Genomic DNA, 25863 nt, shown 5'->3' on the forward strand with positions numbered 1-25863 from the left:
CCCCTGTGCGGCACGATGGCTCCATGAGAGCCGTGCGCTACGACGCCTTCCGCACCCCGCCCCGCGTCGAGCAGGTGGAGGACCCCGCGTGCCCGCCGCGCGGGGCGGTGATCGAGGTCCGCGCGACGGGCGTGTGCCGCAGCGACTGGCACGCCTGGCAGGGGCACGACGACTCCGTCTCGCTTCCGCACACCCCCGGGCACGAGTTCGCCGGCGTGGTCCGCGAGGTCGCCCCCGAGGTCACCCGGTTCCAGGTGGGCGATCGTGTGACCGCGCCGTTCATCCTGTCCTGCGGCCGTTGTGCGCAGTGCCGCGCGGGAGCCACCCAGGTGTGCCCCGACCAGCAACAGCCCGGCTTCGACCTGCCCGGCTCGTACGCCGAGCAGGTCGTCGTGATCGAGGCGGACCACAACCTCGTCGCCCTGCCCGACGGCATCGACATGCTCGCTGCCGCGGGGCTCGGCTGCCGCTTCGGCACCGCGTTCCACGCCGTGCGCACCCAGGCCCGCGTGCGCGACGGGGAGAGCGTGGTGGTGCTCGGGTGCGGCGGCGTCGGGCTCTCCGTCATCCAGATCGCGGTGGCGGCGGGCGCGCGCGTGATCGCCGTGGACGTCTCGCCCGGAGCCCTCGAGGCGGCCCGGGCGCTCGGCGCCGAGCCCGTGCCGGCCTCTCCCGACGAGGAGGTCGATGACCTCGTCGAGCGGCTGCTCGCGGCGAGCGGCGGCGGCGCCGATGTCGCGATCGACGCGCTCGGATCCGCGCGCACCGCGACCGCGGGCATCCGCTCCCTGCGCCCCCGCGGACGTCACGTGCAGGTGGGGCTGCTGCTGGGCGAGGACGCGGACCCCGCGCTGCCGATGGGTCGCGTGATCGGCCTCGAGCTGCAGGTGCTGGGCAGCCACGGCCTGGCGGCGGGGGAGTACCGGGCGCTGCTCGAGGAGATCGCCGACGGACGCCTGGATCCCGCCGCGCACCTGGGGTCGATCATCGGTCTGGAGGACCTGCCGGAGGCCCTCGTCGGGCTCGGCGGAGCGCCGACGTCGACCGGGATGACCGTCGCCCGGATCCCCTGACCCCTTGACGCGACCGAAGACCGTGCTTACTGTCTATAGCGCATATAGACAGTAAGCACACGCGGCACCGCCGGAGCAGGGGAGGGGGCGAGCAGGATGCAGCTGCACATCGATCCGGGATCCTCCGATCCGATCTACGAGCAGATCCGCGCCGCGCTCGCCGCCGCGATCCTCAGCGGCGAGCTCGCGAGCGGCGAGGCCCTGCCCTCGATCCGCACGCTCGCTCGCGACCTGCGGGTCAGCGTCATCACCACCACCCGCGCCTACAACGAGCTCGTGGCCGACGGCCTCGCCGACTCGGTCCGCGGCAAGGGCGTGTTCGTACGCGCCCAGGACCCCGACGAGCTGCGCGCACGCGCACTGGACCGCATCGAGCGGTCGCTCGGCGAGGCGGTCGACGCGGCGCGCTCGGGCGGGATCGACGACGCGACGCTGCGCACGATGCTCGGCCGACGTATCGAGGAGGAACGATGAGCCCGAGGCGCCCAGGACCGAGCCGCACAGGATCGGGCCTCACAGGACCGGGCCGCACGCCGTCCGTGCCCGCTGATTCGGACCGCACGGAGACGCAGGTCGGCGCGGAAGACGAGGGGGCATCGGCCCCCGCCGTCGCCGTCCGCGGTCTCGGCGTGAGCATCCCCAGCCCGGAGAAGCCGTACGGCGATCCCATCCGCGCGCTGCGCGGGCTGACGTTCACGGCTCCCGCCGGCCAGGTCACGGGCCTGGTCGGGGCGAACGGAGCGGGCAAGACCACGGCACTTCGGGCGATCGAGGGCGCCATCCGTGCGACCTCCGGTCGGATCGAGGTGCTCGGGATCGAGCAGGGCGCGGCGCGGACGGCCCCGCCCGAGGGGCTCGCGTCGGTGCCTGATCCGCACGGCTACCCGGAGCACTGGACCGCCCACCACGTGGCGCGCCTGCGCCGGGCGGCGATCCCCGGCTTCTCGGTGCGGGACTTCGGCCGCCGGCTGCGGTCGTTCGGCGTCCCGATGGACCGCCGGCTGCAGGACCTGTCCGACGGGCAGGCGGCGCTCTTCGGCGTGAGCGCGGCCCTCGCGCAGGATCCTCGGCTGCTGATCCTCGACGAGCCGCTCGCGCGTCTGGATCCTCTCGCGAGGGAGCGCCTCGTGGACATCCTGCGCGATCTCCTGGCGCGGGAGCGGCGCTCCCTGCTGCTGAGCACGCACGACCTGGACGGCATGGACCGCTTCATCGACCACCTCGTGGTCATGGCCGACGGCGTCGCAGTGCTCGAAGGATCCGTCGAGGACCTGAAGGACGACTTCCTGGTGCTGGGAGCTCCCGCGCCCGCGACCCAGGGGAACGACCTGCCCGGGCTCATCGGCCCGGAGGAGATCAGCGGGACCACCTGGGCGCTGATCGCCGCCGAGGACGCCGTCGGGCTCGACACCGAGACCCAGCTGCATCGGCCCGAGCTGAGCGACCTGGTCACGTATCCGCTGCGGGCGGCGGCGTCGAGAGCACGCACGCACCGCACGACGAAGGAGGGGACGGCATGACCGCACACGAGGCAGCACCCGCGCACGGTGCGCGACCTTCTCGACCCGTGCAGGGCGACGGTCCGGCCCGCACCTCCGCATGGCGCCGCGCCCTGGCGGCGGACATGCGACTGAACTCCGAGACCTTCGCCGGCACGGTGATCCTGTCCGTGATCGCGCTCGTCCTGGCGGTGACCGTCACCGATGCGATGGCGAGCATCGCGCCCGTGTGGGGAGTGCTGGCCTGGTACCGCTACGGCCGCCAGGACACGGCTTCCCGCACCGAGCTGTGGGCGAGCCTGGGGATGTCCCGCGCCGACCGCGTCCACGGCCGCGTCGCGCTCGTCGCCCTCGAATCCGCCCTGATGGTGTTCGTCTCCGCCGCGGGGACCGCGCTCACGGTCCTGAGCGGGCACACGCCGATCATGGATGACGCCGTCCCGACGGGCTGGAGCCTCGTGGGCTCACTGGTCGCGAGCATCGCTGGATCCTGCGCGATCCTCGTGCTCGCGGCGATCGTTCTGGGACGGGAGTGCACGACGCGCAGGCCGGGCATCTCGATGTTCGTGCTCAGCATCCTCACCTACATCGGAGCGGCCATGATCATCTCGCTCATCTCGATGGTCGTCGTGCTCCCGCTGAGCCTCGCCGTCGCATCGGCGCCCGTCGCCGCAGCCGCGGCGACCTGGATCGGAGCGATCGTCTCCTGCGTGATCGCACTGATCGGGGCGGTCGTGCTCCGCCGCGGCGTGCGCCAGTGGATCCGTGAACTGGATTCGCAGGACGGGGGCTCAGCGCCCTCGCGCCCGCGGAAGCGCCGCGTCGACGCTGGAGAACGCACCGCCTGATCCCGTCGGCCCAACCCGTGCGGCCGGCCCGACCGGGCCCGCCCTCACTTCTCGACGATCTCCCGTCCGGCGCTGCGGCCCACGGTGCGGTAGAGCGCCGCGGTGGCGATCACGAACACGATGACGCCGAGGATCATCGCCGGGGTCGCGAAGCCGTCGCCGACGATCGCGAGCGGGGCATCCTTCCCCGTCGCGGCGACGATGCCCGCGAAGACCACGCCGAACAGGCTCTCGCCCACGATCATGCCGGTCGCGAGCAGGGTGCCCAGACGCCCGGCGAGCTCGGGGCGCTTCGAGCGCTTGGCCCAGCGGCCGTAGAACAGGCCGATCACGGCGCCGACCACGATCAGCAGGGTCGTGCTCATCGGCAGGTACATCCCCATGCCGACGCCCAGCGGCGGCAGCGCGAGGCGTGAGCTGCGGGCCCTGAGGATCTCGTCGATGATGATCGCGACCAGGCCGATGAGCGCGCCCATGCCGATCAGGCCCCAGTCCAGGTCCCCGCCGAAGATGCCCTTGACCAGCGACGCGATGAGCGTGGCCTGCGGAGCGGCGAGGGCGTCGGGGCCCGCGCCGGGCGCGCCCTGGAAGCCGAAGGCCGTGGACATGAGCCCCAGCACCGGCGGGATGATCAGCGAGCCGAAGCCCACGCCGATCACGAGCGCGACCTGCTGCTTCCAGGGGGTGGAGCCGACGAGCTGGCCGGTCTTGAGGTCCTGGAGGTTGTCGTTCGAGATCGTCGCGATGCCGAACACGATCGCGGTCGTGAACAGGGTGAAGGCGACCAGTGCCGCGGTCTGCGAGGGGTCGGAGCCGTGCACGAGCTTGATGACGAGCGCCGCGGTGATCGCGACCAGGATGCCCACGCCGGAGATCGGCGAGTTCGAGGATCCGATGAGTCCGGCCATGTATCCGCACACGGAGGCGACGAGCAGGCCGGCGATCAGCACGTAGAGGATGCAGACGGCGATCAGGCCGCCGGCGCTGTGCACGAGCGCGGTGTCCTTCACGAACAGCCACAGCATGATCCCGATCGGGATCATCGAGACCACCGTGATCACGGCGACCAGGGTGAAGGGCAGGTCGCGCTCGGTCTTCTCGACGCTGCCGCCGCCGCGGCGGGTGATCGTCGAGGCGAGGGAGCCGCGGATCCCGCCGATGATGGGGCGCGCGATCCGCACGAGCGTCCAGATCGCGGCGATCGCGATCGCGCCGGCGCCCACGAAGCGCACGTCGCCCGAGAAGACGGTGTCCACGGCGTCGGCGATCGCGCCGGTGGCGGGCAGCTGGCCGCTGGACATGATGGGCAGCAGCACGCCGTAGGAGACGACGAGGCCCACGAGCATGGCGATGCCGACGGTGATGCCGACGAGGTGGCCGACGCCGACGAGCGCGAAGGACAGGCTCGTGCCGATCATGGTGCCGCCCGCACCGATGCGGAAGGCCGCCGTGACCGAGTTGCTGATCGCCTGGAGCGCGGCGACCAGGGCGAATGCGGCCGACGTGATGCCGCCCAGCAGGATCGCGCGCAGGCCGCGCCGGTTCTCCTCGGCGCCGCCCTCGGCATCGCCGACCTTGAGCACTTCGGCGCCGGCGACGCCCTCGGGGTAGGGGAGGTCGGACCCGGTCACCAGGGCGCGGCGCAGCGGGATCGAGTACATGACGCCCAGCAGGCCGCCCACGGCGCACAGCGCGACGGTGGTCCAGTACGGGAAGCCGCTCCACCAGCCGATGACCACGAGGCCCGGCAGCACGAAGATGATCGCCGAGAGCGTGCCCGCGGAGGACGCGATGGTCTGCACGATGTTGTTCTCGACGACGCTGTGGCGTCGGAAGAACCGCAGCACGGCCATGGAGATCACCGCGGCGGGGATCGAGGTTGCGAACGTCAGTCCGGACTTCAGGCCCAGGTAGACGTTCGCCGCGGTGAAGACGAGGGTGATGATCCCGCCGAGGATCACGCCGCGCAGCGTGAGCTCGCGGACCGAGGGCGCGGCCGTCGCGCGCGTCGACTCAGAGGTCGAGGACATGGATGCTCCTTGTTCGCGGAGCATGGACGCGCCCCGACGACCGGTCACCGTACTCTTCCCGGGCGCCCGCGGGGTAACCGAGAACACCCCCGCGTGACCGACTCTCCGCGTCGATCGGGGATCGGCCCTGCTCCGGGCTGTGGAACGATTGGGCCATGACGATCACCGCTGCGGCCGACGGGTCTGCGCTCGGAAACCCCGGCCCGGCGGGCTGGGCCTGGTACATCGACGATCGGACCTGGCGGGCCGGCGGGTGGCCGCACGGGACGAACAACATGGGGGAGCTCAAGGCCGTCCTCGATCTGCTCGAGGCGACCGCGGTGGACGCCGACCAGCACCTTCACGTGCTGTGCGACAGCCAGTACGTCATCAACTCTGTGACGAAGTGGATGCCCGGCTGGAAGCGCAAGGGCTGGCGCAAGAAGGACGGCAAGCCCGTCATGAACGTGGATCTCCTCAAGGCGATCGACCGGGCGCTCGCCGGCCGCAGCGTCGAGTTCGAGTGGGTCAAGGGCCATGCCGGCCACCGCATGAACGAGGCCGCGGACCGCCGCGCGAACGGCGCCGCGGTCGCCTTCTCCAAGAAGCAGGACCCCGAGGTCGGCCCCGGCTACGGCGCCTCCGGGGGATCCGGCGATGGAGGACGTGCGACGGGGTCTTCAGGGGCCACAGGATCCACGGGATCTGCGCCCGCTCCGCGACTGTGCCTGACCCCGGACAGCTCGGCACCTGCGGATCCCGGTGCCGACTCCGCGTCGGCCGCCTCTGCGGGCGCCGCTCCGGCCGCCTCTCCGGCCGACGATCTGTTCAGTCTCTTCGACGCCGACAGCGCCGGCCCCGAGCGCTCCGGCGCGGGGGCCGACGACGCACAGGGCAGTGATGGCCCGTCAGCCCGGTCCTCCGCCGATCCGGACTCGGCTCCCTTCGAGGAGATCGTCGCCCGCGAGCAGGTGCTGCTCAGCGATCTCCTGCGCAAGAACCCCGAGCGCGCGGCCGAGCTGCTGCACCCCGATTTCACGGAGATCGGCACCTCGGGCCGCGCCTACGATCGCGAGCAGGTGCTGGCCGTCCTCGCCCCGGTGCCGGGTCTGCGCGCGCGCGAGTTCATCGCCGAGGAGGTCTCCGACGGCGTCGTGCTGCTGCGCTTCGTCACCTCCGACGCCCGCGGCACCCAGCGGCGCTCCTCGCTGTGGGTGCGGGTCGACGGGACCTGGCTGCTGCGCCACCACCAGAGCACGCCGGACCCCCAGGGAGCGCCGGGCGCCTGAGCTCGTGGAGCCGCGGTGTCACAGGCTCTGCGTGGCGCGGCGCTCCTGGTGCAGTCGACCCCAACGGCACAGGCCCCACACGATGGGAGCGAGCGTCCGGCCGTATTCCGAGAGCCGATAGGTGACGTGCGGCGGGATCGTCCCCGCGTCCTCACGTTCGAGGATCCTATCGGCGACGAGCTCGTGAAGGTGCCGGATGAGCATCCGCTCGGTGATGCCGGGGATGCTGCGGCGCAACTCTGATGTGCGCATGGGACCGTCCTCGAGGCGCCAGAGGATCGTGCCCTTCCAGCGGCCCCGGATCACCTCGAGGGCGGCGTCGACGGGGCAGTCCCCGGCGAGCGACGGACGGTGTCGTGTCTCCATGCGGTCGACGATAGCGCTGACATTCCCGTCAGTACTTCTCGTCGCGTCACCACGCTGGGACGGTGGACCGATGCACATCGCACTTCTCGCACTCGCCCTCGTCGTCACCGGCACGCTCGTCGGCGTCGAGCTCATGGTCGCAGCGATCGCCGCTCCGCTCTTCTCCCGGCTTCCGGGAGAGACCGGACTTCTCGCCCGTGCGGACTCCGCGCGCGTGATGGGGAGGCTCATGCCCTGGTGGTATGCCGGAGCGATCCTGCTCGTCCTGCTCAGCGCTCTCACGGCCGAGGGGACGGACCGCACGGTGCTCGTCGGAGCGTCCGGTGCGTTCCTGGTCGTCGGGATCGTGCTCTCGATCGTCCTTCTCGTGCCGATCAACAACAGGGTCAGGACCTGGGACCGCGACGAGAGGGGCGCGCCGAGCGACTGGAGGGCGCAGCTGAGCAGATGGGACGGCTGGCACGTGGGGCGCGTCGGCGTCTTCTTCACGGGTTTCGTGCTGCTCGCTGTCGCGGCCGTGATCTGACCCGGGCCTCCGGACGGCCCGGCCCCAGGTGAGAGACGATGGGCCCATGACCGTCCTCGCCGACACCCCGCGCTGGGAGCGCCACGGCACACTCTGGGGCCACCTGGTCTCCGATGCCTCGCTCGTCGAGCTGCACGAGACGGCGGCCCGCGCGGGCCTGCACCCGCGCTCCTTCGACCTCGACCACTACGACTGGCCCGAGCAGGCCAGGCCCGGGCTCGAGGCCGCGGGGGTCGAGTTCGTGGGCAACAAGGAGCTCACGCGTCGTCTGCTCGCGAGCGGTCTGCGGGTGCCTGGTGCCCGGCGCGCGCAGGCGCGGCGAGAGCGCACGGCCCGCGCCGCCGCGGCGCTGGGGCTCGGGCCCGACGCGGTCCCGCACGATCTGGTGCTGGGCCTCGAGGGGCACGTGGACCCGTTGCCTCCCGTCGGCGAAGCGCCCGAGGGCGCCTTCCGGCTCGGCAGCGACGACGCCTGCGGTCAGGTGCGCGTCGAGGCGCACGACGAGCTCGGCCGCGTCGCGGCCCGTGAGTTCCTCGCCCGCGCGAACGTGCTCTTGCAGCAGCTGACCGGGCACACCTTCGTGGGGCAGGTGCTCGATGCGCCGGAGTGGCCGGGGGACTGAGAGGGCCGGTCAGCCCCGCCCGTCGGCCCTCGCAGGCCCGTCGCCGGTGATCGTGCTGGTCTGATCGGGCTCGACCACCTGGTCGGCCGTGAGGTCCGCGGCCTGCAGCTCGACCCGGAAGGTGGCGCCGCCGCCGGGGGTCTCGAGCACGCGGATCGAGCCGTGGTGCTGCTGGACGATCGTCGCGGCGATCGAGAGGCCCAGCCCCGCGCCGCCGCCCTGCGCCGCCGAGCGCTGGCGGGAGACGTCCGTGCGGTAGAAGCGCTCGAAGACCTTCTCGCGCTGGTCCTCGGAGATGCCCTCGCCGTGGTCGCGCACCTCGATCGCGACGGTGCCGCCGTCCTCGCGGCCCACGGCGATCTCCACGGGAGACCCCTTGGGCGTGTGGCGGTTGGTGTTGCCCACGAGGTTCAGCAGCACCTGGCGCAGCGAGGGCTCGTCACCCTGCACGCCCACGGGGATGTGCGGGCTCACCGACAGCGGCGTGCCGGAGAGCGAGACCACCATGACCTGGCGGGTCGGGTCCAGGGCCCGCAGGTCCTGGGCGACGTCGAAGACCGCGTCGGTGACGTCCAGCGGCTCGAGGTCCATCTCGGGGTTCTCGTCCAGCCGGGCCAGACGCAGCAGGTTCTCCACGAGGGAGCCCATGCGGCGGGCCTCGTCCTCGATGCGGCGCATCGCCGAGGCCACGTTCTCCTCGCCGCTGAGCGCCCCCATCCGGTAGAGCTCGCCGAAGCCGCGGATCGCGGCCAGCGGCGTGCGCAGCTCGTGGGAGGCATCGCCCACGAAGCGCCGCATGCGGGCCTCGGACGCCGTCGCCTTCTCCTCGCTGTCGGCCTGCGCGATGAACGACTGCTCGAGGCGCACGAGCATCTCGTTGAGGGAGACCGCGAGGGCGTTGACCTCCTGGCTGGTGTCCGTCACCGGCACGCGGCGCGAGAGGTCGCCGGCGACGATCTGGGAGGCGACCTCCTCGACATCGCGCAGCGGCTCGAGCGCGCGGTGTGCCATGTACCCGCCGGCGCCCATGCCCACGAGCACCACGAACGTGCCCACCAGCACGATGACCAGCGCCATCTCCCGCATCGTGCGGTCCACGCTGTCCAGGGGCAGGGCCACGAAGACGCTGCCGCCCGCGGTACCGGTGTTCACCATGGCCCGGACCCGCCAGCGGTTGCCGTCGGTGTCGATCATGGTGAACGGCTGCCCGCCCTGCTGCTTCACCTGCGCGACGGTCCAGGCGGGGAAGGTGAGGTCCACGGAGCTGTCGTCGTGGTAGTTGTCGTTGCGGTAGATCTGCTTGCCGTCGTCGTCGTGGACGGCGACCACGAAGTCCACCGGGGCGTACGAGGCGTGGTGGTCCTCGGTGTCGGAGCCGTCGGAGTCCCCGGTCCCGTCGGACTCGCTGGAGTCGTCGAGACCCGCCGCGGCGACGCTCACGATGCCCTGCATGCCCGTGCGCAGCTCGCTGTCCTTGGACTGCATGAGGGTGCGGTGCAGCAGCGTGAGCGACAGCGCGCCCGTCAGCAGCGTGCCCAGCACCAGCACGAGCGAGATCAGCGTGACCAGCCGTGTCCACAGGGACACGGGCCGCTGGGCGTTCAGGGTCGGGAAGGACACGGGGAGCGGATCAGCGGCCCTCGGCAGAGCGCAGCACGTAGCCGATGCCGCGCTTGGTGTGGATCATCGGCTCGCCGATCACGTCGATCTTGCGGCGCAGGTAGGAGATGTAGGACTCGACGATGCCGACCTCGCCGGACCAGTCGTAGTCCCACACGTGGTCGAGGATCTGCGTCTTGGAGACCACCCGGCCGGCGTTGAGCATGAGGTAGCGCAGCAGCTTGAACTCGGTGGGGGAGAGGTCGATGGCGATGTCGCCGCGGTAGACCTCGTGCGAGTCCTCGTCGAGGCTCAGATCGCCCACGACCAGCGCGCTCTCGACGGTGTCCTCGGCGCCGCCGTGCGTGCGGCGCAGCACGGCGCGGATCCGCGCGACGACCTCCTCGAGGCTGAAGGGCTTGGTGACGTAGTCGTCGCCGCCCACCGTGAGGCCCTGCACCTTGTCCTTGGTGTCGTCCTTCGCGGTGAGGAAGAGGATCGGGTACTGCTCCCCGCGGTCGCGCAGGCGCCGAGTGACGGTGAAGCCGTCCATGTCGGGGAGCATGACGTCCAGCACCACCAGGTCCGGCTGGTGCTCGGTGGCCTCGCGGATGGCCTCGTTGCCGGTCGAAGCGGTGAAGACCTCGAAGCCCGCGAAGCGCAGCGAGGTGGCGAGCAGGTCGCGGATGTTCGGCTCGTCGTCCACGACGAGAAGACGGGCCTCGAAGTTCTGATCCTGGTCTGTGGTCATGGCACCACCGTGAACCGCACGGGTGGGAGTTCCCTGGACGTGCGCTGTGCACAGCGCACGTCCAGGTCGGTTTCCCAGGAGATCCCGGACACGATCCCGGCCGCGCTCCCGGGGCCCGGGCCGACGATCGGGCCGACGGCCGGGCTCGCGGGGAGTCGGCTCAGCGGTCCAGCATGCTCTGGATCCTGCCCTGCTGCTTGCGGAGCTTCTTGATGGTGCGGCTCTGCTGGAACATGCGCACGGAGCCGACCAGCGCCATCACCAGGGCGCCGGCGATCGCTGCGAGCAGCATGGCGACGCCCAGCGGCAGCGAGAAGTCGGCGGTGAAGTAGTGGAAGTTCGCCGGGTGGTTGTTCTGCAGGATGAACACGAGCAGCAGGATCAGCACGATGGCGCCCAGCACGAGGGCGATCCAGACGCCCGCCGTGCGCTTGCCGGACGCCGGGACGTCCGCGACCTGCTCGCGGGGCGTCGTGCCGGTGCGGCCGGAGGCGGAGCCCCTGCCGCCCGGGGTCTTCCCGTCGGCCTCGCGAGTGGTCTCCGGCGTGGTGGGGGCGTCGAGGCCGCCGGTCGTGCGGCCGGTCGTGCCGCCGACCGGGCCCTCGGGGGCCTCGCCGGGGCGCGGATCGCGCGGGGTGGTGGGGGTGGAGTCGTCGGGGGAGGTCATCGCGGGCTCCTCGGGGAAGACGGGGGACGAGCGCGGCACGGGGCCGCACGGGACAGTTTCCACTGTAGTCACCACGTCCCTCCCGGCCTCGGACCCGTGTGGCACTGCGCGAGGTGTCACGCGGAGTGTCCCGCGCGGTGTCAGCCGACGGGAAGGTCCTCGGCGTCCAGGATCGAGTACGCGTAGCCCTGCTCGGCGAGGAAGCGCTGGCGGTGCGCCGCGAATTCCTGGTCCTGGGTGTCGCGCGTGACCACGGTGTAGAAGTGCGCCTCGCGCCCGTCGGCCTTGGGACGCAGCAGACGCCCGAGCCGCTGGGCCTCCTCCTGGCGGGAGCCGAAGGCGCCGGAGACCTGGACGGCGACGCTCGCCTCGGGGAGGTCGATGGAGAAGTTCGCGACCTTGGAGACCACGAGACGGTCGATCCGGCCCTCGCGGAAGGCGTCGAAGAGCTCCTGGCGTTTCCTCACGGGTGTCTTCCCGGTGATGAGGTTGCAGTCCAGGCGTTCGGCGATCTCCTCGAGCTGGTCGAGGTACTGGCCGATCACGAGCAGCCCCTCGCCGGCGTGGCGGGCGGCGAGGCGCTCGACGACGTCGAGCTTGCCGGGATGGGCGGCGGCGAGGCGGTGGCGGTCGTCGGCCTCGGCCCCCGCATGCAGCATGCGCTCCTCGCGGGTCATGCTCACGCGCACCTCGGTGCACACGGCCGGGGCGATGTAGCCCTGGGCCTCGATGTCCTTCCAGGGGGCGTCGTAGCGCTTGGGGCCGATGAGGGAGAACACCTCGCCCTCTCGGCCGTCCTCCCGCACCAGCGTCGCCGTGAGCCCCAGGCGCCGACGGGCCTGGAGATCTGCGGTCATCCGGAACACGGGCGCGGGCAGCAGATGCACTTCGTCGTAGACGATGAGACCCCAGTCGCGGGCGCTCACGAGCTCGAGGTGCGGGTGCACGCCTTTCCGCTTCATCGTGAGCACCTGGTAGGTGGCGATGGTGACGGGGCGGATCTCCTTGGAGGCTCCCGAGTACTCGCCGATCTCCTCCTCGGTGAGCGAGGTGCGCCGCAGCAGCTCGGCCTTCCACTGACGGGCGGAGACGGTCGAGGTCACCAGGATCAGGGTGGTGCGGCCCATCGCGGCCATCGCCCCGGCGCCGACGAGGGTCTTGCCGGCGCCGCAGGGGAGCACCGCGACGCCGCTGCCGCCCTCGACGAAGGCGTCGACGGCCTCGCGCTGGTACGGACGCAGGGTCCAGCCGTCCTCGACCAGCGAGATCGGATGGGACTCGCCGTCGACGTACCCGGCGAGGTCCTCGGCGGGCCAGCCCAGTCGCAGCAGCGCCTGCTTGAGCGCGCCGCGCTCGGACGGGTGGACGGCGATCGTGTCCTCGTCGATGCGGGCGCCGAGCATCCCCGCGACCCGCTTCGAGCGGGAGACCTCGGTGAGCACGGCGCGGTCCAGGGCGCGCAGCACCAGGCCGTGCGCGGGATCGGCCTGCAGCTGCAGCCGGCCGTAGCGGTCCATGGTGTCCGCGACGTCCACGAGCAGCGCATGCGGGACGGGGTAGCGGGAATGGTCCACGAGCGCGGCGACCACGGTCTCCGCGTCGTACCCGGCGGCGCGCGAGTTCCACAGGCCCAGGTCGGTGATCCGGTAGGTGTGGATGTGCTCGGGTGCGCGCTCGAGCTCCGCGAAGGGCGCGATCGCCGCGCGGGCGAGCGCCGCGGAGGGATGGTCGACCTCCAGCAGGAGGGACTTGTCGCTCTGGACGATGAGAGGGCCGTCGGTCACCCGAGCGAGGGTACGCCGGGTGCGCGGTCGCCGAGCGGGGCCCGTCGGACGTCTCACGTGCTCGAGCGGCGGGCCGAGCAGCCGGGATCTCGCCCTTCGCCCCTGGCCCTTCGCCCCTCGCCGCCGGGCCGACGGCTCGGATGTCTCAGCGCGGGAGCGCGCGTCCCTGGATCCGCTCGAACAGGCCCAGCAGGAACAGCGAGGTGAACGGCGTGATCACGATGTCCAGCACGTTCAGCCAGGTGCCGAGCGAGGACGCGACGATGACCAGGAGACACGCGAGGATCGTGGTGCCCAGGCGTGCGCTCGCGGCGCGGGAGCCGTCGCCGATCGCGACCTCGGTGCCCCGCGCAGTGGCGGCCGGCGCGAACAGGAGCAGGACCATGGCGACCAGCCCCGGGATCACGCACAGCACGAAGCCGACGGCGGTGAGCACGCCGCAGATGATGATCGTGAGGATGACGCGGCCGTCGCCCGCGAAGTAGCGCGCGGGCTCCTGGCGATCCCCGCGCAGCACGTCGACGCCGAAGCGCAGGGTCCCCGCGGTCCACAGGAGCTGGATCACGAGATATGCGACGGCCAGCAGCAGTTGTGCGGGAGCGAGCGCGATCGGGATCCAGTCGGGGACCACGTCGGCGACGCCCTGGAGCCCGAGCAGCCCCGTGGAGTCGTCGTCGCCCGCGAGGGCGGAGAGGATGTCCAACGCCAGCGCGATCGCTCCGTAGATCACGGCGGGGAGCACCAGCGAGCGCCAGTTCCGCACGACGCCGGTGCCCATGAACGTCAGCGCCGCGCCGAGGTCGGCGCCGAGGTCGCCGCGCGGCGCCGACCCGCCCGGCGTCTGCGGGTGCTGCGGGAACTGCGGATCCGGACCCTGCGGGCTCGGATCCTGCGGGGGAGGGGGCTGGGCCGTCATGCCCGCACCGGCTCCGTGAGCCGACGGCCGTTCACGCGCTCGTAGAGGCCGAACTGGAAGAGCACGAGCAGCGGGAGCAGGAGGATCGAGCCGATGACGATCGAGCCGGCGATGCTCGAGGCCGCCATCGTGATCACGTAGGCGAGCACGGTCAGCCCGAAGTTGTTCTTCACCAGCGAGAAGCTCTCCTTGATCGCCTGCACGGGGCTCGCGCCGCGCGCGGCCGCCGGGAGCGCGTAGAAGCTGAACACGCCGAGGACCAGGCCGGGGATCACCAGGATGAGCGTGCCGATCCCGACCATGATCCCGACCAGCAGAGCGGTGAGGATGACGCGGCCGGGGCCGACGAAGGACCTGCCGAGGACGGGTCTGCCCCCGGTGCGGACGGTCTCCGCCGCCCGCACGGCGCCCGACTGCCAGAGCAGCGCGATGATCCACGCGAAGGGAACGGACGCGAGGGTGATGCCGTACAGGGCGACCATCGCCCCCACCGGCACCTCGTCGGAGGAGGTCGGGGCGTCCTGCATCATCCCGAACATCACGATGATCGCGATCGTCACCGCGACGCCGACGATGACGAACACCGCCACGGACCAGATGATCGCCGGCACGAGGAACGCGGCGACGTTGCGCGCGAACGCCGACCACATCCAGCTGACCGAGGATCCGAGATCAGACCCCAGGTCGGTGCCCGGGGCGGGGCCGGACGCGGCGGCGGGCTGCGTCTGCGGGCCCGCCGGGAACTGCTGACCGGGCTGGTCCTGCGTGCCGGGCTGACCCGGCTGACCCTGCTGACCCTGCGGGTCCTGCTGACCGGGCTGGCCGTAGGGCGAGGCCTGGCCGTACTGCGCGGGGGAGCCCTGCGCCTGCTGCGGGGCGCTCCAGGCGCTCGGGTTCGCGCTGCTGCCGTCCTCGGGGCGGCCGGCGCTGTCGCTGCCGGGGTACGGGGGGATGCTGCTCATGGCGGTGCTTCTCCTCGGTGCTGCGGGGCCGACCGGTGGCCGATCGCTCTCCGCGATGTGGGGGTCAGGGGTCGTCGTCCGGGGTCGTCCGGTCTCGTCGTGCAGGCACGACGCTACCGGGTGGCCGCGTGATCGTCGCCCCTCGTTCGTCGGTCGGAGGGGCCGACGGAGGTCGGCGCGGCGCGTGCTGCCGGTCACGGCAAGCCCTGGCACGGCACCGCAGCGGACGCGCGGCGTCCTTACAATGGGCGCGACGGCAGGCGCAGGTGCCCTCGGGTCATGCCCGGGGACCGTTTCGCGCCGCCCCCGGACGCGCGGTCCTGCCGCACGCCGGCAGCCCGCACTCGATGCAAGGAGCACATCCATGGCCAGCTTCGAACCTTCGCCCGCGAACGTCGCCGACATCGGCGTGACCGGCATGGCGGTGATGGGGTCCAACCTCGCCCGCAACCTCGCGCGCAACGGCTTCAAGGTCGCGATCCACAACCGTTCGGTCGCCAAGACCGAGACCGTGTACGAGAACTACAAGGACGAGGGCGAGTTCTTCCCCTCCGAGTCCACCGAGGACTTCGTCAACTCCCTGCAGAAGCCGCGCGTGGCGATCATCATGGTGAAGGCCGGCGGCCCCACCGACGCCGTCATCGACGAGCTCTCCCAGTACATGGACGAGGGCGACATCATCGTGGACTGCGGCAACGCGCTGTTCACCGACACCCGTCGTCGGGAGCACGCGCTGCGCGAGAAGGGTCTGCACTTCGTGGGCGCGGGCGTCTCCGGCGGCGAGGAGGGCGCGCTCAACGGCCCGTCGATCATGCCCGGCGGCACCGTCGAGTCCTACGACCGACTCGGCCCGATGTTCGAGAAGATCTCCGCGCACGTCGACGGCGTCCCGTGCTGCACGCACGTCGGCGCGGACGGCGCCGGCCACTTCGTGAAGATGGTCCACAACGGCATCGAGTACGCCGACATGCAGGTCATCTCCGAGGCCTACGACCTCATGAAGCGCGCGCTGGGCATGGACGCCGACGCCATCGGCGACGTCTTCGCCGAGTGGAACAAGGGCGACCTCGAGTCCTTCCTCATCGAGATCACCGCGATCGTCCTCAAGCACAAGGACTCGCGCACCGGCCAGGCTTTCGTGGACGTCATCCTCGACCAGGCCGCCCAGAAGGGCACCGGCGCCTGGACCGTGCAGACCGCCCTCGACCTGGGCGTCCCGGTCACCGGCATCGCCGAGGCCACCTTCGCGCGCTCCATCTCCGGCGACGCCGCCGAGCGCGAGGCCGCCCGCGCGACCCTCAAGGGCGAGACCCTCGACGAGGAGATCGCCGACAAGGCCCAGTTCATCGACGACCTGCAGAAGGCGCTCTACGCCTCCAAGCTCGTCGCCTACTCGCAGGGCTTCGAGGAGATCGCCAAGGGCGCCGAGACCTACGACTGGGACATCAAGCTCGGTGACATGGCGAAGATCTGGCGCGGCGGCTGCATCATCCGCGCCAAGTTCCTCAACCGCATCACCGAGGCGTACGACCGCGAGCCCAGCCTGAAGCTGCTGCTGGCGGACCCGTACTTCACCGAGGAGATCACCAAGTGCGTGCCCGCGTGGCGCCGCGTGGTCGCCTATGCCGCCGCCAACGGCTTCCCGGCCCCGGTGTTCGCCTCCTCGCTCGCGTACTACGACGCGGTGCGCGCCGAGCGCCTGCCCGCCGCCCTGGTGCAGGCGCAGCGCGACTACTTCGGCGCCCACACCTACAAGCGCGTGGACGACGAGGGCACCTACCACGTCGAGTGGTCGGGCGACCTCACGGAGACCCGCCAGGACGGCTGACACCGTCACCGCATGAAGGAGGCCCGGACCGTACGGTCCGGGCCTCCTTCATGCGGTGCCCGTGAGCCGACGCTCACGGGGCGCGACGAGAACTTCAGTACGACGTGGACGAGCTGTCCAGGATGGCGCCCAGCGCGCCCGTCGCGATGAGGATGACCCAGACGATGATCGCGATGACCCAGATGATCGCGTAGACGATCCAGGTCACCTTGTAGAGCTTGTTCGCGCTCTCGACGTCCGACCCCGCCTTCACGAGGCCGACGATCGCGATGATCGTGGAGACGAGCTGCAGCGGACTGCACAGCACGGTGGTGACGGCGCAGACGACCAGCTGGACGATCCACTTGGTCTTGCTCACCGGCGCCCCGGGAACGAATCCCTGCCCACCGGGGACGGGAGCACTGAAGTTGGGGTTCGGGCTGGTCATGGTCGGGTCCCTTCGTCGGTCCGGCGAGGAGGTGCCGGGTCGTCGTTGCTGTCGCGGCGATCCACGATCTGCGGCGCCGTAGGGAAGCATAGGCAATCGAAGACGTGTTCGACCATGGGGATAAGTCCCCATGAACCGGCGTGACGTGCGTGCGCAGGGCAGCGGAGCGGCCCGCCGACCCATGCCGCGCGTGCCGTCTCAGTCCAGCGTCACCCTCTGCACCAGCACCGTGAACTCCTCGCCGTCGGACGCCGCGCGCGCTCGGAGCCGGCCGTCCTCCACGCCCAGCGGCACGGCGTCGACGCGCTCGATGCCGCCGCGTCCGTCCACGATCCCCAGGCTCATGATCCTTCCGGCGGCCGATGCCTCCAGCAGCAGGTCCACCGTGCTCGGCGCGCCCTCCCCGGACTCCGCGCGCCGCAGCCGCGCGACGGCCTCCGCCGGCTCGAGGAGGGCCGACGGGCCGGGCGTCGCGGGCGCGCGCACCAGCTGCTCGACGGCCTCGCCGCCGCTCCGGCGCGCAGCCGCCCCGTCGGCCGGGCCCCGCGCGCCCAGTCGCAGAGCCTGCGCGCCCGCGTCCCCGTCGGCCAGAGGGGAGAGGCCCGCGGCCGCCGCCAGGCGCAGCAGCATGCGCGGCTCGCACGCCGCGATCGCGACCGTCGGCGCGAGGCGCTGCAGTCCCGCGCTCGCGGCGCCGGGCTGGGCGAGCAGCAGGGCGATCGCGTCCTCCTCGCCGGTCACGTAGGCGCGGGCGGTGCCCACGTGCACCTGTCCCAGCCGTCGCTGCTCATCGTGCACCAGGTACTCGAGGGCCTGCGGGATCGGCGTGCGCGAGGCCTCGCGCAGGAGCCCCAGCAGCTCTTCGGCGTCCCGTCCCTCCTGGAGGGCGCCGCGCACCGACGCGGGCGTCGCGCGCAGGGTCAGCGCACCGCCGCGGGAGACCACCTCGGTCCACGTCTCGAGGGCGGCGAGCCGCGGGCTCGGCCGTCCGGGCACGACGATCGTGAGATCCGCGCCCAGCAGCACCTCGTCGACCGGTGCGGGGGCGAGGGCGACGAGAGCCTCGGTGAGTCGGGAGTCGGCCGTGGGCAGGTCGGCCTCCAGCACCTCGACGAGCGTCTCGCCGAGCACGGTGGGCGCGCCGCCGTCCAGGAGCCCGAGGGCCGCTCCCTCGTCCAGCACGGCCCTCACGTCCCGCGCGAGCGTGCGCGCGGGCACCAGCGGATGCCACCAGGCGAGCGCCGCGTGAAGACCCTGCTCGGGAAGGTCGCGGCCGGCGTGCGCGGCGAGGATCCGCAGCAGGCGCGCGCGGCGCGCGGCGGCCTGGTCGATGCGCGTGGCCTCGGAGAGCAGCGCGCGCGGGGTGCCGGTCGCATCGGCCTCGCCGGCCGCGACGGCGAGGTGGTCGCCGTGCGCCCAGGCCAGAGCAAGCTCCGCCCAGCGGTGCTCAGGGCCGTGCTGCCACAGCTCGGCCCAGTCGGCCGTGGGCGCCCAGGTCTCGCCGTCGTGCCCGAGGAGGCCGGCGAGCCAGCCCGACTGCAGGATCGTCGCCACCGCGACCTCGTCGATGCCCGCGTCCGCGGCGAGCCGCCGCAGGTCGCGCTGGGGGAGGCCGCCGCGGCGCAGCACTCCGGGGGCGGTCTCGTCGTCCCAGCCGAGCACGCCGTCCAGGACGCGCACGGCGTCCAGGGCGCGCTCGACCGCGCCCGCGGTGCGCGTCCCCGTGATGCGCTCGCGGATCTCGGTCCCGCCGGGGTCCGGGGGATCCTGCGGGAAGGATGCGAGGAGGCGTCCGCCGCGCAGGGCGAGATGCACGCTGCGGGGGATGCGCAGGGCGGAGCCGTCCGCGACGGCGATGCCCGCGGCGAGCAGCCGGTCCGCCAGGTCCCCGGTGCCGGCCTCGAGGCGTCCGGGGGCCCAGCGCAGACGGTCCAGCGCCGGCGCGAGCTCGGCGGGGGCGCGATCGAGGAGGGCGCGGGCCTCGTCGGCCGACGGGTCCGCGGCGTGCACGGGCGCGAGCCCGGCGGGGGACCGCAGACCGTCGCGCACGGCCCGCACCAGGCGCAGCTCGTCCTCGCCCCACAGCAGGGCGAGGGTGCGCAGGCGGTCCAGGTGCGCCGCCAGCGATGTGCTCGGCGCGTCGAGCAGCGCAGCGATCTGCGGCGGGGAGGCGCCGTCGCCCAGGACGGCGAGGGCGTCGACGACGGCGAGCTCGGCGGCGGTGAGGGAGCCGAGGGCGCGACGGGCCGACAGCGAGCCGGTGGCCCGCGCCGCGAGGGCGCCGAGACCGTGGGGGAGCGGATGCAGCAGATCCGGGCGGGCGCTCAGCAGGCGCTCGAGGCGCTGGTCGTCGAAGCGGCGCAGGGAGTCCGCGAGGGAACGGAGGGAGTCGGCCATGGCACGTCCAGCATAGGCTTGTCACCAGCACGCTCCCATAGCCCAATCGGCAGAGGCAGCCGCCTTAAAAGCGGCTCAGTGCGGGTTCGAGTCCCGCTGGGGGCACCGGCAGACCCGTCCCTCACGCCTGCGCGGTCCGCGTCGCCCGCCCGAACGCGGTGACGAGCACCGCGAACACGGCGGCGAAGAGGGTCTGCACGCCGATGCAGGCGGCGACGGCGAGCGCCGGGTAGGTCGGCAGGGTGCCCAGCACGAGGCCGAAGACGGGCACTCCGAGGGCGATGCCCACCTGCTGGAGGGTCGAGAACAGGCCGCTCGCGAGGCCCGCGAGGTCGTGGCTGACCGCTCCCATGACGCTGCCGATCAGCGGCCCGTACATCGCGGCCTGGGCGACGCCGAGCACCACGAGCGCGAGGCACAGCAGCACGAGCGGCGGGTGCCCGTCGCTGCCCACGACGATCGCCGCGGTCGCTGCGAGCATGGCAACCTGGCCGGCGACGCCCGCGAGCATCACGTGCCGCGGCGTCCAGCGGGCGACGAGCGCGGGCAGCATCGCGCTGGTGACGACGAACCCGGCGGCGAAGACGGTGAGCACGATCGCCGTGGTCAGCGCACCCAGGTGAAGTCCCGTCTGCAGCGTGGTGGAGAAGTAGTAGACGAAGCCGCCGTAGCTCGCGAAGAACACGAGCGTCAGGGCAAGTCCGAGCTGCAGGGGGCGCACCCGCAGCGCCGAGAGCGGCACCAGGGCGTGGGCGTCCGTGCGGTGACGCTGCCACAGGGCGAAGGTGGCCAGCAGCACGGCCGCGAGCACCAGGAGCGAGACCACGGCCGACGTCGCCAGCAGCGAGCCCGCGCCGAGCGGCAGCACGATCGCCGCGATGGCGGCGCCCAGCAGCAGCGCGCCGAGCGGGTCGAGCCGGCTCACCCGGCTCGAGGAGGTCTCGGGGATCGCGCGCGCGGCGAACAGGGCCAGAGCGGCGACGAGGGCCCCGAAGCCGAAGGCGAGGCGCCACCCCGCGCCCCACGGGTCCGCGGCGACGAGGGCGCCGGCGCCGATCTGGCCGATCGCGGTGCCGCCGCCGATCACGGAGGCGTACGCGCCCGTCCAGCGCGCCCGGGAGCGCCCGACGGTCGTGTGCTGGATCGTCGAGAGCACCTGCGGGAGCGCGAGGCCGCTCGCGACGCCCTGCAGCACCCGGCCCACGAGCAGCACGCCCGCGCCCGGCGCGAGCGCGACCAGCAGGGACGCGGGGACCAGTGCCGCCAGGGCGATCTGCAGCATCCGACGCCTGCCCCAGGCGTCGCCCAGGCGCCCGCCGAGGACGAGGGAGGAGGCGAAGCCCACGGAGAACAGGGCGACCACGAGCGTGCCGGTCGAGGCGGTCAGCCCCAGACCGTCCTCGAGGGCGGGGAGGGCCAGGGTCGACGAGCCGAAGATCAGATTGCCGGTGATGGCGGCGGCGAGCAGCACGACGCCGCCCGCGCCGAGCGGCGGGCTCGTCGGCTCCGTCGGCTCCGGCGGTGCCGGAACATCCGGGGCGGCGGGGGAGTCCGCCACGGCGGCGGCGTGCGATGCGGAAGCGGTGCTGCATGACATGGGTCCATCTGACACCCCCTCTATCCAGGTATCCAGATGCCCTTTATCCTGGTATTCATGGTGCTCGCCTCCCGTTCAGCCTCCGCCCCGTCGACCGCCCGATCGACCGTCGCGTCGTCCGGCTCCGGTGCCTCCGCCTCCGCGTCCGCGCGCGCCGAGCTCGCGGGCTTCCTGCGCAGTCGCCGTGAGCGCCTGACACCGGACCGAGTGGGCCTGCCTCCGGGCGGGCGCCGCCGCACGCCCGGACTGCGCCGCGAAGAGGTCGCCATGCTCTCGGGCATCGGCGTGACCTGGTACACCTGGCTCGAGCAGGGGCGCGACATCACCCCGTCCGCCCAGGTCCTCGACGCCCTCGCCCGGGCCCTGCTGCTGGATCCTGACGAGCGCGCGCACCTGCACCTGCTCGCCACCGGCTCCCGACCGGACGACGCCGGCGACCCCGCCGGATGCAGCGTCGTCACCGCCGACCACGTGGAGCTGCTCGCTCGCTTCGAGGGCGTCCCCGCCTGCATCCAGACCGCGAAGTTCGACATCCTCGCCGCGAACGCGACCTACCGGTTCCTCATCACCGACATCGACGAGGGGCCGCTGGAGGACCGCAGCTGCATGGTCCGCGCGTTCCTCGACCCCGTCTGGCGCTCCGCCTACGACGACTGGGAGGCGACCACCACGCGCATGGTCGCGCGCCTGCGTGCGGCCATGCCCTCCCACCTCGACGACCCGAGCTGGACGGGCCTCGTGGAGCGCATGCGCACGAGCTCCGAGCGCTTCGATGAGCTCTGGCAGCGCCACGACCTCACCCGGGACGGCGCCCGCGACCAGGTCTTCCACCTCCCGCGCGCGGGCGACGTGACGGTCCGCTTCACGCGGCTGTACCTCGACGAGGCGGCGAGCGTGCACCTCAACGTCCTGCAGCCCGTGGACGAGGAGGACGCCCGGCGGCTCGCAGCCCTCGCCCCGGCCTCCGTCCCCCGGGTGACCATGCGTCCCACCCTCGCCGAGCGCCTGGGGGATGAGCTCAGCGCGAGAGACGGCGGGAGGCTGGGAGAATACGCGGCATGACCTCCCCGCACTCCCCGTCCGCGGCTCATCCCGACGAGCGCCTCGATGCGCGGCTCGACGCACGCCTCGACGCCGTCCTCGCACGCCTGGACGCCGCCGCCGAGCGCGCGGGCCGCGACCCTCGCGGGATCCTCGTGCTGCTGGCCACCAAGACCCGCTCCGCCCCCGAGATCGCGGGCGCGGTCCGTGCGCTGCACAGCCGCGGTCGCCGCATCGCGGTGGGGGAGAACCGCGCCCAGGAGATCGCCACCCACGAGGATCCCGCGCTCGCCGCCCTCGAGTCCGAGCTCGCCGTGCCGCGCCACTTCATCGGCCGCCTGCAGCGCAACAAGGCCCGCGACGTCGTCGCCTTCGCCTCCCTGATCCACAGCGTCGACCGCCCCGAGATCATCGATGCCCTCGCCCGCCGCGCCGAGCTCGCCGATGTCGAGCGCGATGTGCTCGTTCAGGTCAACACCTCGGGGGAGGAGTCGAAGGGCGGCTTCGCCCCGGATGCCGACACCATCGCCGGGGCCGTCGGCCGGATCCGCGCCGCGGGCGCCCTGCGCCCCGTCGGCCTGATGACGATCGGCGCGCACACGCGCGGGGAGACCGCGGTGCGCTCCTCCCTCCGCCGGCTGCGCACCCTGCGCGAGGAGCTCGCCGACCCCGCCCTCGTCGAGCTCTCGATGGGCATGAGCGCGGACCTCGAGATCGCCGTCGAGGAGGGCTCTACCATCGTGCGCCTCGGCTCGGCCGTGTTCGGCCCGCGCGAGGTCTGACGGGCGGGCGGGCCCGCTCAGCTCACTCGGGGCCGACGAGCGCCGTCGGCAGGCCGTACTCGTGCTCGAGCACCTCGCAGGCCGCGCCCACGGCGATGAGGTCCGTGCCGCGCGTGGAGAGCATGACCTCCACGTGCACCCACGGCTCCTCGCGCAGACCCTCCTCGAGGGCGCCGCGGATCGCCTCCATCATCGGCTCGTGGTGCGTGTACACGGTGCGGCCGCCGAGCACGACCCGGTCCACGTCCACCAGGCGCACCAGGTCCAGCACGATCGTGGCGAGAACGCGTGCCGCGTCGGCGACGTCGCCCCGCTCGAGGGACGCCATGAACTCGGCCTGCGCACAGCCCCGCCTCCCGCACTCGCAGGCCACGCCGTCCATCCGCACCACCGTGTGCCCCACCTCGCCCGAGTGCGAGTGGGCGCCGCGCACGATCGTCCCGTCGAGGCTCAGGCTCGCCCCGAGCCCGTCCTCGACGAGCACCAGGGCGGCGTTGCGCAGCAGCCCGGGCTGGGACCAGGTCTCGCCCACGATCGCCGCGCGCGAGTCGTGGTCCAGCAGCACGGGCATGCCGAGCGCCTCGACGAGCATCCGGCGGATCTCCGCGCCGCGCCACGGATCGGGGGCCGACGTCCCCCGGTAGACGCCGCTCGCGACGTCGACGGGCCCGGGCATGCCTACGCCCACGCCCAGCAGCAGGCCCTCCCCGAGGCCGGACAGCTCCCGGGCCTGCGCGGCGAGGGTCTCGATGAGCTCGGGGACGGGCTGGCGGTGCCCGATCTCGATCTCGCGGTGGGCGACGACCTCGCCGGTGAGGTCTGCGACCACGCCCCGCACGCGCGTGCGGGTGAGGTGCAGGCCGATCGCCCGGCGGGACGAGGGCACGATCCGGTAGAGGGTGGTCGGCTTGCCCGGGCCGGAGATGATCGAGCCGGCGCCCGCCATCAGCCCGCGCTCCATGAGTCGACCCAGGATCTTGGAGATGGCCTGCGGCGTGACCCCGAGGGCCTCGGCGAGATCGGCGCGGGAGACCGGCTCGCCGCGGCGGGCGACCGCGAGCACCGCGGCGTCGTGCGCGCCCGCGACGCGGTCCAGAGGGGTGCTCGGTCTCACCCTTCCATCCTCCCACGCGGGGTGTGATGCGGATCAGGGCACCGGATCCGGCCCGACCCCTTGACGTAACGCAACAGCGTTTGCTTATTCTTGTGCACCGGGTGATGGAGCCCGTCCGCAACCGCCCCATCGACCAGCGGCCACAGCCCTCACCGGCCCCCGCTGCCAGCGATCACCGCTCCACCCGCACGCACTTCGAGGTACTCCCCATGACCACTGTCACCACCGCCCCCACGGCGTCCGACCAGATCAGCCCGGCTCGCCGTCGGCTCGCCCTGTTCGCCCTGGCGCTGGGCGGCTTCGGGATCGGCGGCTCCGAGTTCGTCTCCATGGGCCTGCTCCCCGGGATCGCCCACGGCCTGCTGCCCGACCTCATGGCCTCCGACCCCGAGACCGGCATCGCCCGGGCCGGGATCGCGATCTCCGCCTACGCGCTCGGCGTCGTCGTCGGCGCCCCGATCCTCGCGCTGCTCTCGGTGCGCTGGAGCCGCTCGTCGATGATCGTCGCGCTCGCCGGCGCGCTCGCCCTGGGCACCCTGCTCTCTGCGGCCATGCCCACCTTCGAGCTGACCGTCGCCGCCCGCTTCCTCGCGGGTATCCCGCACGGCGCCTACTTCGGCGTCGCCTCGCTGCTCGCCGCCTCCCTGATGGGCCCCGGCAGCCAGGGCAAGGGCGTCGCGCTCGCGCTCTCCGGCCTGACGGTCGCGAACCTGCTGGGCGTCCCCGTGCTCACCGCCATCGGCCAGGCCGCCGGCTGGCGCGCCGTCTACCTTGTGCTGACCGGCGTCTTCATCGCCACCGTGGTCGCGCTGCGGGCCACCATCCCCGCCCACGAGAAGCCCATCGGCCGCCGCATGGTCGACGAGCTCGTCGCGCTGCGCCGGGTGCAGCTGTGGATCGTCATGGGCATCGCCGCGGTCGGCTTCGCCGGCTCCTTCGCCGTGTTCAGCTACGTCTCCGACATCACCACCCAGGTGACCGGCGCCCCCGAGAGCGCCGTGCCGTGGGTCCTCGTGGCCGCGGGCCTCGGCATGACGATCGGCAACGTCGTGGGCGGCGCGGGCGCCGACCGCTCCCTGCAGCGCACGCTCATGGTCGGCTTCCCCGGCTTCATCCTCGCGCTCGTGCTGCTGTTCGCCGTCGCCCACACCAACCTGGTCGCCCTGATGGTCGCGTTCTTCCTGGTGAACCTCGCCAACGCGTCCCTGAACCCGGCCATGCAGACCTGGCTCATCGGCATCGCGCGGCGCTCCGAGGTGCTCGGCGCCTCGCTCAACCACGCCGCCTTCAACGTCGCCAACGCGCTCGGCGCGGGCCTGGGCGGCGCCGTGATCGCCGCGGGCTTCGGCTACCGCTCCACCATGGTCGTCGCGCTCGTGCTCGCGATCACGGGCTTCGCGATGGTCACCGCGACCCTCGTGGCCCTGCGGGTGCGCGCCCGTCGCCGCCTGGAGATGCTGCGCGGCACCGAGTTCACCACCACCGGCGCCATCGAGGCGATCGACGAGGAGGCCGGGCTCGAGGCCGAGGCTGATGTCGCGGCCGGGGCCGAGACGGAGGACGGGGTCCCGGCGCGGTCGCGCGCTGCGCGACCCGTCGCCGTCGGCTGATCCTCGCGGGTCGATCGCCGGAGGCCGACGGAGGGGTTCCGCCCGGCCGACGGTGTCACCGAGCGGCATATAGCGGCGCTCTCTGCCATATATGGCAGAGAGCGCCCCGAAATTGCGGTGGGGGTCACAGGGGCGCCGGCGACGGCCACTACCCCC

At 72.7% G+C, this 25863-nt stretch carries 23 protein-coding genes and 1 tRNA gene; 12 read left to right on the forward strand and 12 right to left on the reverse strand.

The window, feature by feature from the left end:
• The first annotated feature begins 23 nt into the window (after positions 1 to 23).
• The 4 genes from I8D64_RS14170 (at position 24) to I8D64_RS14185 (ending at position 3420) form a co-directional block, all read left to right on the forward strand.
• Positions 24 to 1073, forward strand: coding sequence for an alcohol dehydrogenase catalytic domain-containing protein (locus tag I8D64_RS14170; RefSeq protein WP_200503445.1), 1050 nt, complete (start codon positions 24 to 26; stop codon positions 1071 to 1073).
• A 96-nt stretch (positions 1074 to 1169) separates the two neighbouring features.
• Positions 1170 to 1547, forward strand: a complete 378-nt coding sequence (locus I8D64_RS14175; RefSeq protein WP_200503446.1) for a GntR family transcriptional regulator — start codon at positions 1170 to 1172, stop codon at positions 1545 to 1547.
• A gap of 155 nt (positions 1548 to 1702) precedes the next feature.
• A complete protein-coding gene (locus I8D64_RS14180) occupies positions 1703 to 2593 on the forward strand; it encodes an AAA family ATPase (protein ID WP_200503447.1) in 891 nt (296 codons plus the stop codon).
• Complete coding sequence (locus I8D64_RS14185; RefSeq protein WP_200503448.1) at positions 2590 to 3420, forward strand: hypothetical protein; 831 nt, start codon at positions 2590 to 2592, stop codon at positions 3418 to 3420. Before I8D64_RS14180 ends, I8D64_RS14185 begins: the two co-directional genes overlap by 4 nt.
• Before the next feature lie 44 nt (positions 3421 to 3464).
• Here I8D64_RS14185 and I8D64_RS14190 read toward each other — a convergent pair whose 3' ends face one another.
• Positions 3465 to 5450 carry an OPT family oligopeptide transporter gene (locus I8D64_RS14190; protein ID WP_200503449.1) on the reverse strand — a complete coding sequence of 662 codons (1986 nt, stop codon included), beginning with the start codon at positions 5448 to 5450 and terminating at the stop codon, positions 3465 to 3467.
• 155 nt (positions 5451 to 5605) lie between these two features.
• On the opposite strand from I8D64_RS14190, the gene I8D64_RS14195 reads away from it, so the two are divergent.
• Positions 5606 to 6718 carry a ribonuclease HI family protein gene (locus I8D64_RS14195; RefSeq protein WP_200503450.1) on the forward strand — a complete coding sequence of 371 codons (1113 nt, stop codon included), beginning with the start codon at positions 5606 to 5608 and terminating at the stop codon, positions 6716 to 6718.
• Positions 6719 to 6736: 18 nt separating this feature from the next.
• Here I8D64_RS14195 and I8D64_RS14200 read toward each other — a convergent pair whose 3' ends face one another.
• Entirely contained in the window at positions 6737 to 7084 is a 348-nt protein-coding gene (locus I8D64_RS14200; protein ID WP_200503451.1) for a winged helix-turn-helix transcriptional regulator, read from the reverse strand.
• 70 nt (positions 7085 to 7154) lie between these two features.
• Between I8D64_RS14200 and I8D64_RS14205 the strand changes: the two genes are divergently transcribed.
• Both I8D64_RS14205 and I8D64_RS14210 read left to right on the forward strand, forming a co-directional pair.
• Positions 7155 to 7610, forward strand: a complete 456-nt coding sequence (locus I8D64_RS14205; protein WP_200503452.1) for an anthrone oxygenase family protein — start codon at positions 7155 to 7157, stop codon at positions 7608 to 7610.
• A 46-nt stretch (positions 7611 to 7656) separates the two neighbouring features.
• The gene (locus I8D64_RS14210; RefSeq protein WP_200503453.1) at positions 7657 to 8232 is read left to right on the forward strand and encodes a DUF4031 domain-containing protein; all 576 of its coding nucleotides are present in this window, start codon (positions 7657 to 7659) and stop codon (positions 8230 to 8232) included.
• 9 nt (positions 8233 to 8241) lie between these two features.
• On the opposite strand, the gene I8D64_RS14215 is transcribed toward I8D64_RS14210, so the two are convergent.
• From I8D64_RS14215 to I8D64_RS14240, 6 genes are all read right to left on the reverse strand, one after another.
• On the reverse strand, positions 8242 to 9852 hold the full coding sequence (locus I8D64_RS14215; protein WP_200503454.1) for an ATP-binding protein: 1611 nt from the start codon (positions 9850 to 9852) through the stop codon (positions 8242 to 8244).
• Positions 9853 to 9862: 10 nt separating this feature from the next.
• Positions 9863 to 10582, reverse strand: coding sequence for a response regulator transcription factor (locus I8D64_RS14220; RefSeq protein ID WP_200503455.1), 720 nt, complete (start codon positions 10580 to 10582; stop codon positions 9863 to 9865).
• Positions 10583 to 10742: 160 nt separating this feature from the next.
• Positions 10743 to 11249, reverse strand: a complete 507-nt coding sequence (locus I8D64_RS14225; RefSeq protein ID WP_200503456.1) for a LapA family protein — start codon at positions 11247 to 11249, stop codon at positions 10743 to 10745.
• 140 nt (positions 11250 to 11389) lie between these two features.
• On the reverse strand, positions 11390 to 13033 hold the full coding sequence (locus I8D64_RS14230; RefSeq protein WP_200503457.1) for a DNA repair helicase XPB: 1644 nt from the start codon (positions 13031 to 13033) through the stop codon (positions 11390 to 11392).
• Positions 13034 to 13178: 145 nt separating this feature from the next.
• Positions 13179 to 13949, reverse strand: coding sequence for a hypothetical protein (locus tag I8D64_RS14235; protein WP_200503458.1), 771 nt, complete (start codon positions 13947 to 13949; stop codon positions 13179 to 13181).
• Positions 13946 to 14911, reverse strand: a complete 966-nt coding sequence (locus I8D64_RS14240; protein ID WP_200503459.1) for a hypothetical protein — start codon at positions 14909 to 14911, stop codon at positions 13946 to 13948. The genes I8D64_RS14235 and I8D64_RS14240 overlap by 4 nt, the downstream gene beginning before the upstream one ends.
• Before the next feature lie 364 nt (positions 14912 to 15275).
• Between I8D64_RS14240 and gndA the strand changes: the two genes are divergently transcribed.
• Complete coding sequence (gndA, locus tag I8D64_RS14245; protein ID WP_200503460.1) at positions 15276 to 16739, forward strand: NADP-dependent phosphogluconate dehydrogenase; 1464 nt, start codon at positions 15276 to 15278, stop codon at positions 16737 to 16739.
• Between the two features lie 94 nt (positions 16740 to 16833).
• Here the strand turns inward: gndA and I8D64_RS14250 are convergent, their stop codons facing one another.
• The gene (locus I8D64_RS14250; RefSeq protein WP_200503461.1) at positions 16834 to 17166 is read right to left on the reverse strand and encodes a hypothetical protein; all 333 of its coding nucleotides are present in this window, start codon (positions 17164 to 17166) and stop codon (positions 16834 to 16836) included.
• Positions 17167 to 17364: 198 nt separating this feature from the next.
• A complete protein-coding gene (locus I8D64_RS14255) occupies positions 17365 to 19563 on the reverse strand; it encodes a helicase-associated domain-containing protein (RefSeq protein ID WP_200503462.1) in 2199 nt (732 codons plus the stop codon).
• A gap of 31 nt (positions 19564 to 19594) precedes the next feature.
• Between I8D64_RS14255 and I8D64_RS14260 the strand changes: the two genes are divergently transcribed.
• Positions 19595 to 19668 (forward strand) — tRNA-Leu (locus I8D64_RS14260).
• 16 nt (positions 19669 to 19684) lie between these two features.
• On the opposite strand, the gene I8D64_RS14265 is transcribed toward I8D64_RS14260, so the two are convergent.
• Complete coding sequence (locus I8D64_RS14265) at positions 19685 to 21160, reverse strand: MFS transporter (protein WP_200503463.1); 1476 nt, start codon at positions 21158 to 21160, stop codon at positions 19685 to 19687.
• A gap of 36 nt (positions 21161 to 21196) precedes the next feature.
• Between I8D64_RS14265 and I8D64_RS14270 the strand changes: the two genes are divergently transcribed.
• Together I8D64_RS14270 and I8D64_RS14275 are read left to right on the forward strand one after the other, a co-directional pair.
• Entirely contained in the window at positions 21197 to 22222 is a 1026-nt protein-coding gene (locus I8D64_RS14270) for a helix-turn-helix transcriptional regulator (RefSeq protein WP_214651281.1), read from the forward strand.
• Positions 22219 to 22983, forward strand: a complete 765-nt coding sequence (locus I8D64_RS14275; RefSeq protein WP_200503465.1) for a YggS family pyridoxal phosphate-dependent enzyme — start codon at positions 22219 to 22221, stop codon at positions 22981 to 22983. Before I8D64_RS14270 ends, I8D64_RS14275 begins: the two co-directional genes overlap by 4 nt.
• A 22-nt stretch (positions 22984 to 23005) precedes the next feature.
• Here I8D64_RS14275 and I8D64_RS14280 read toward each other — a convergent pair whose 3' ends face one another.
• The gene (locus I8D64_RS14280; RefSeq protein WP_200503466.1) at positions 23006 to 24097 is read right to left on the reverse strand and encodes an ROK family transcriptional regulator; all 1092 of its coding nucleotides are present in this window, start codon (positions 24095 to 24097) and stop codon (positions 23006 to 23008) included.
• A 209-nt stretch (positions 24098 to 24306) separates the two neighbouring features.
• Between I8D64_RS14280 and I8D64_RS14285 the strand changes: the two genes are divergently transcribed.
• Positions 24307 to 25707: an MFS transporter gene (locus I8D64_RS14285; RefSeq protein WP_200503467.1), complete on the forward strand. Its 1401-nt coding sequence runs from the start codon at positions 24307 to 24309 to the stop codon at positions 25705 to 25707.
• Positions 25708 to 25863 lie beyond the last annotated feature (156 nt).

The sequence above is a fragment of the Brachybacterium halotolerans genome, from assembly GCF_016623465.1.
In the GTDB taxonomy this organism is placed as follows: Bacteria; Actinomycetota; Actinomycetes; order Actinomycetales; family Dermabacteraceae; genus Brachybacterium; species Brachybacterium halotolerans.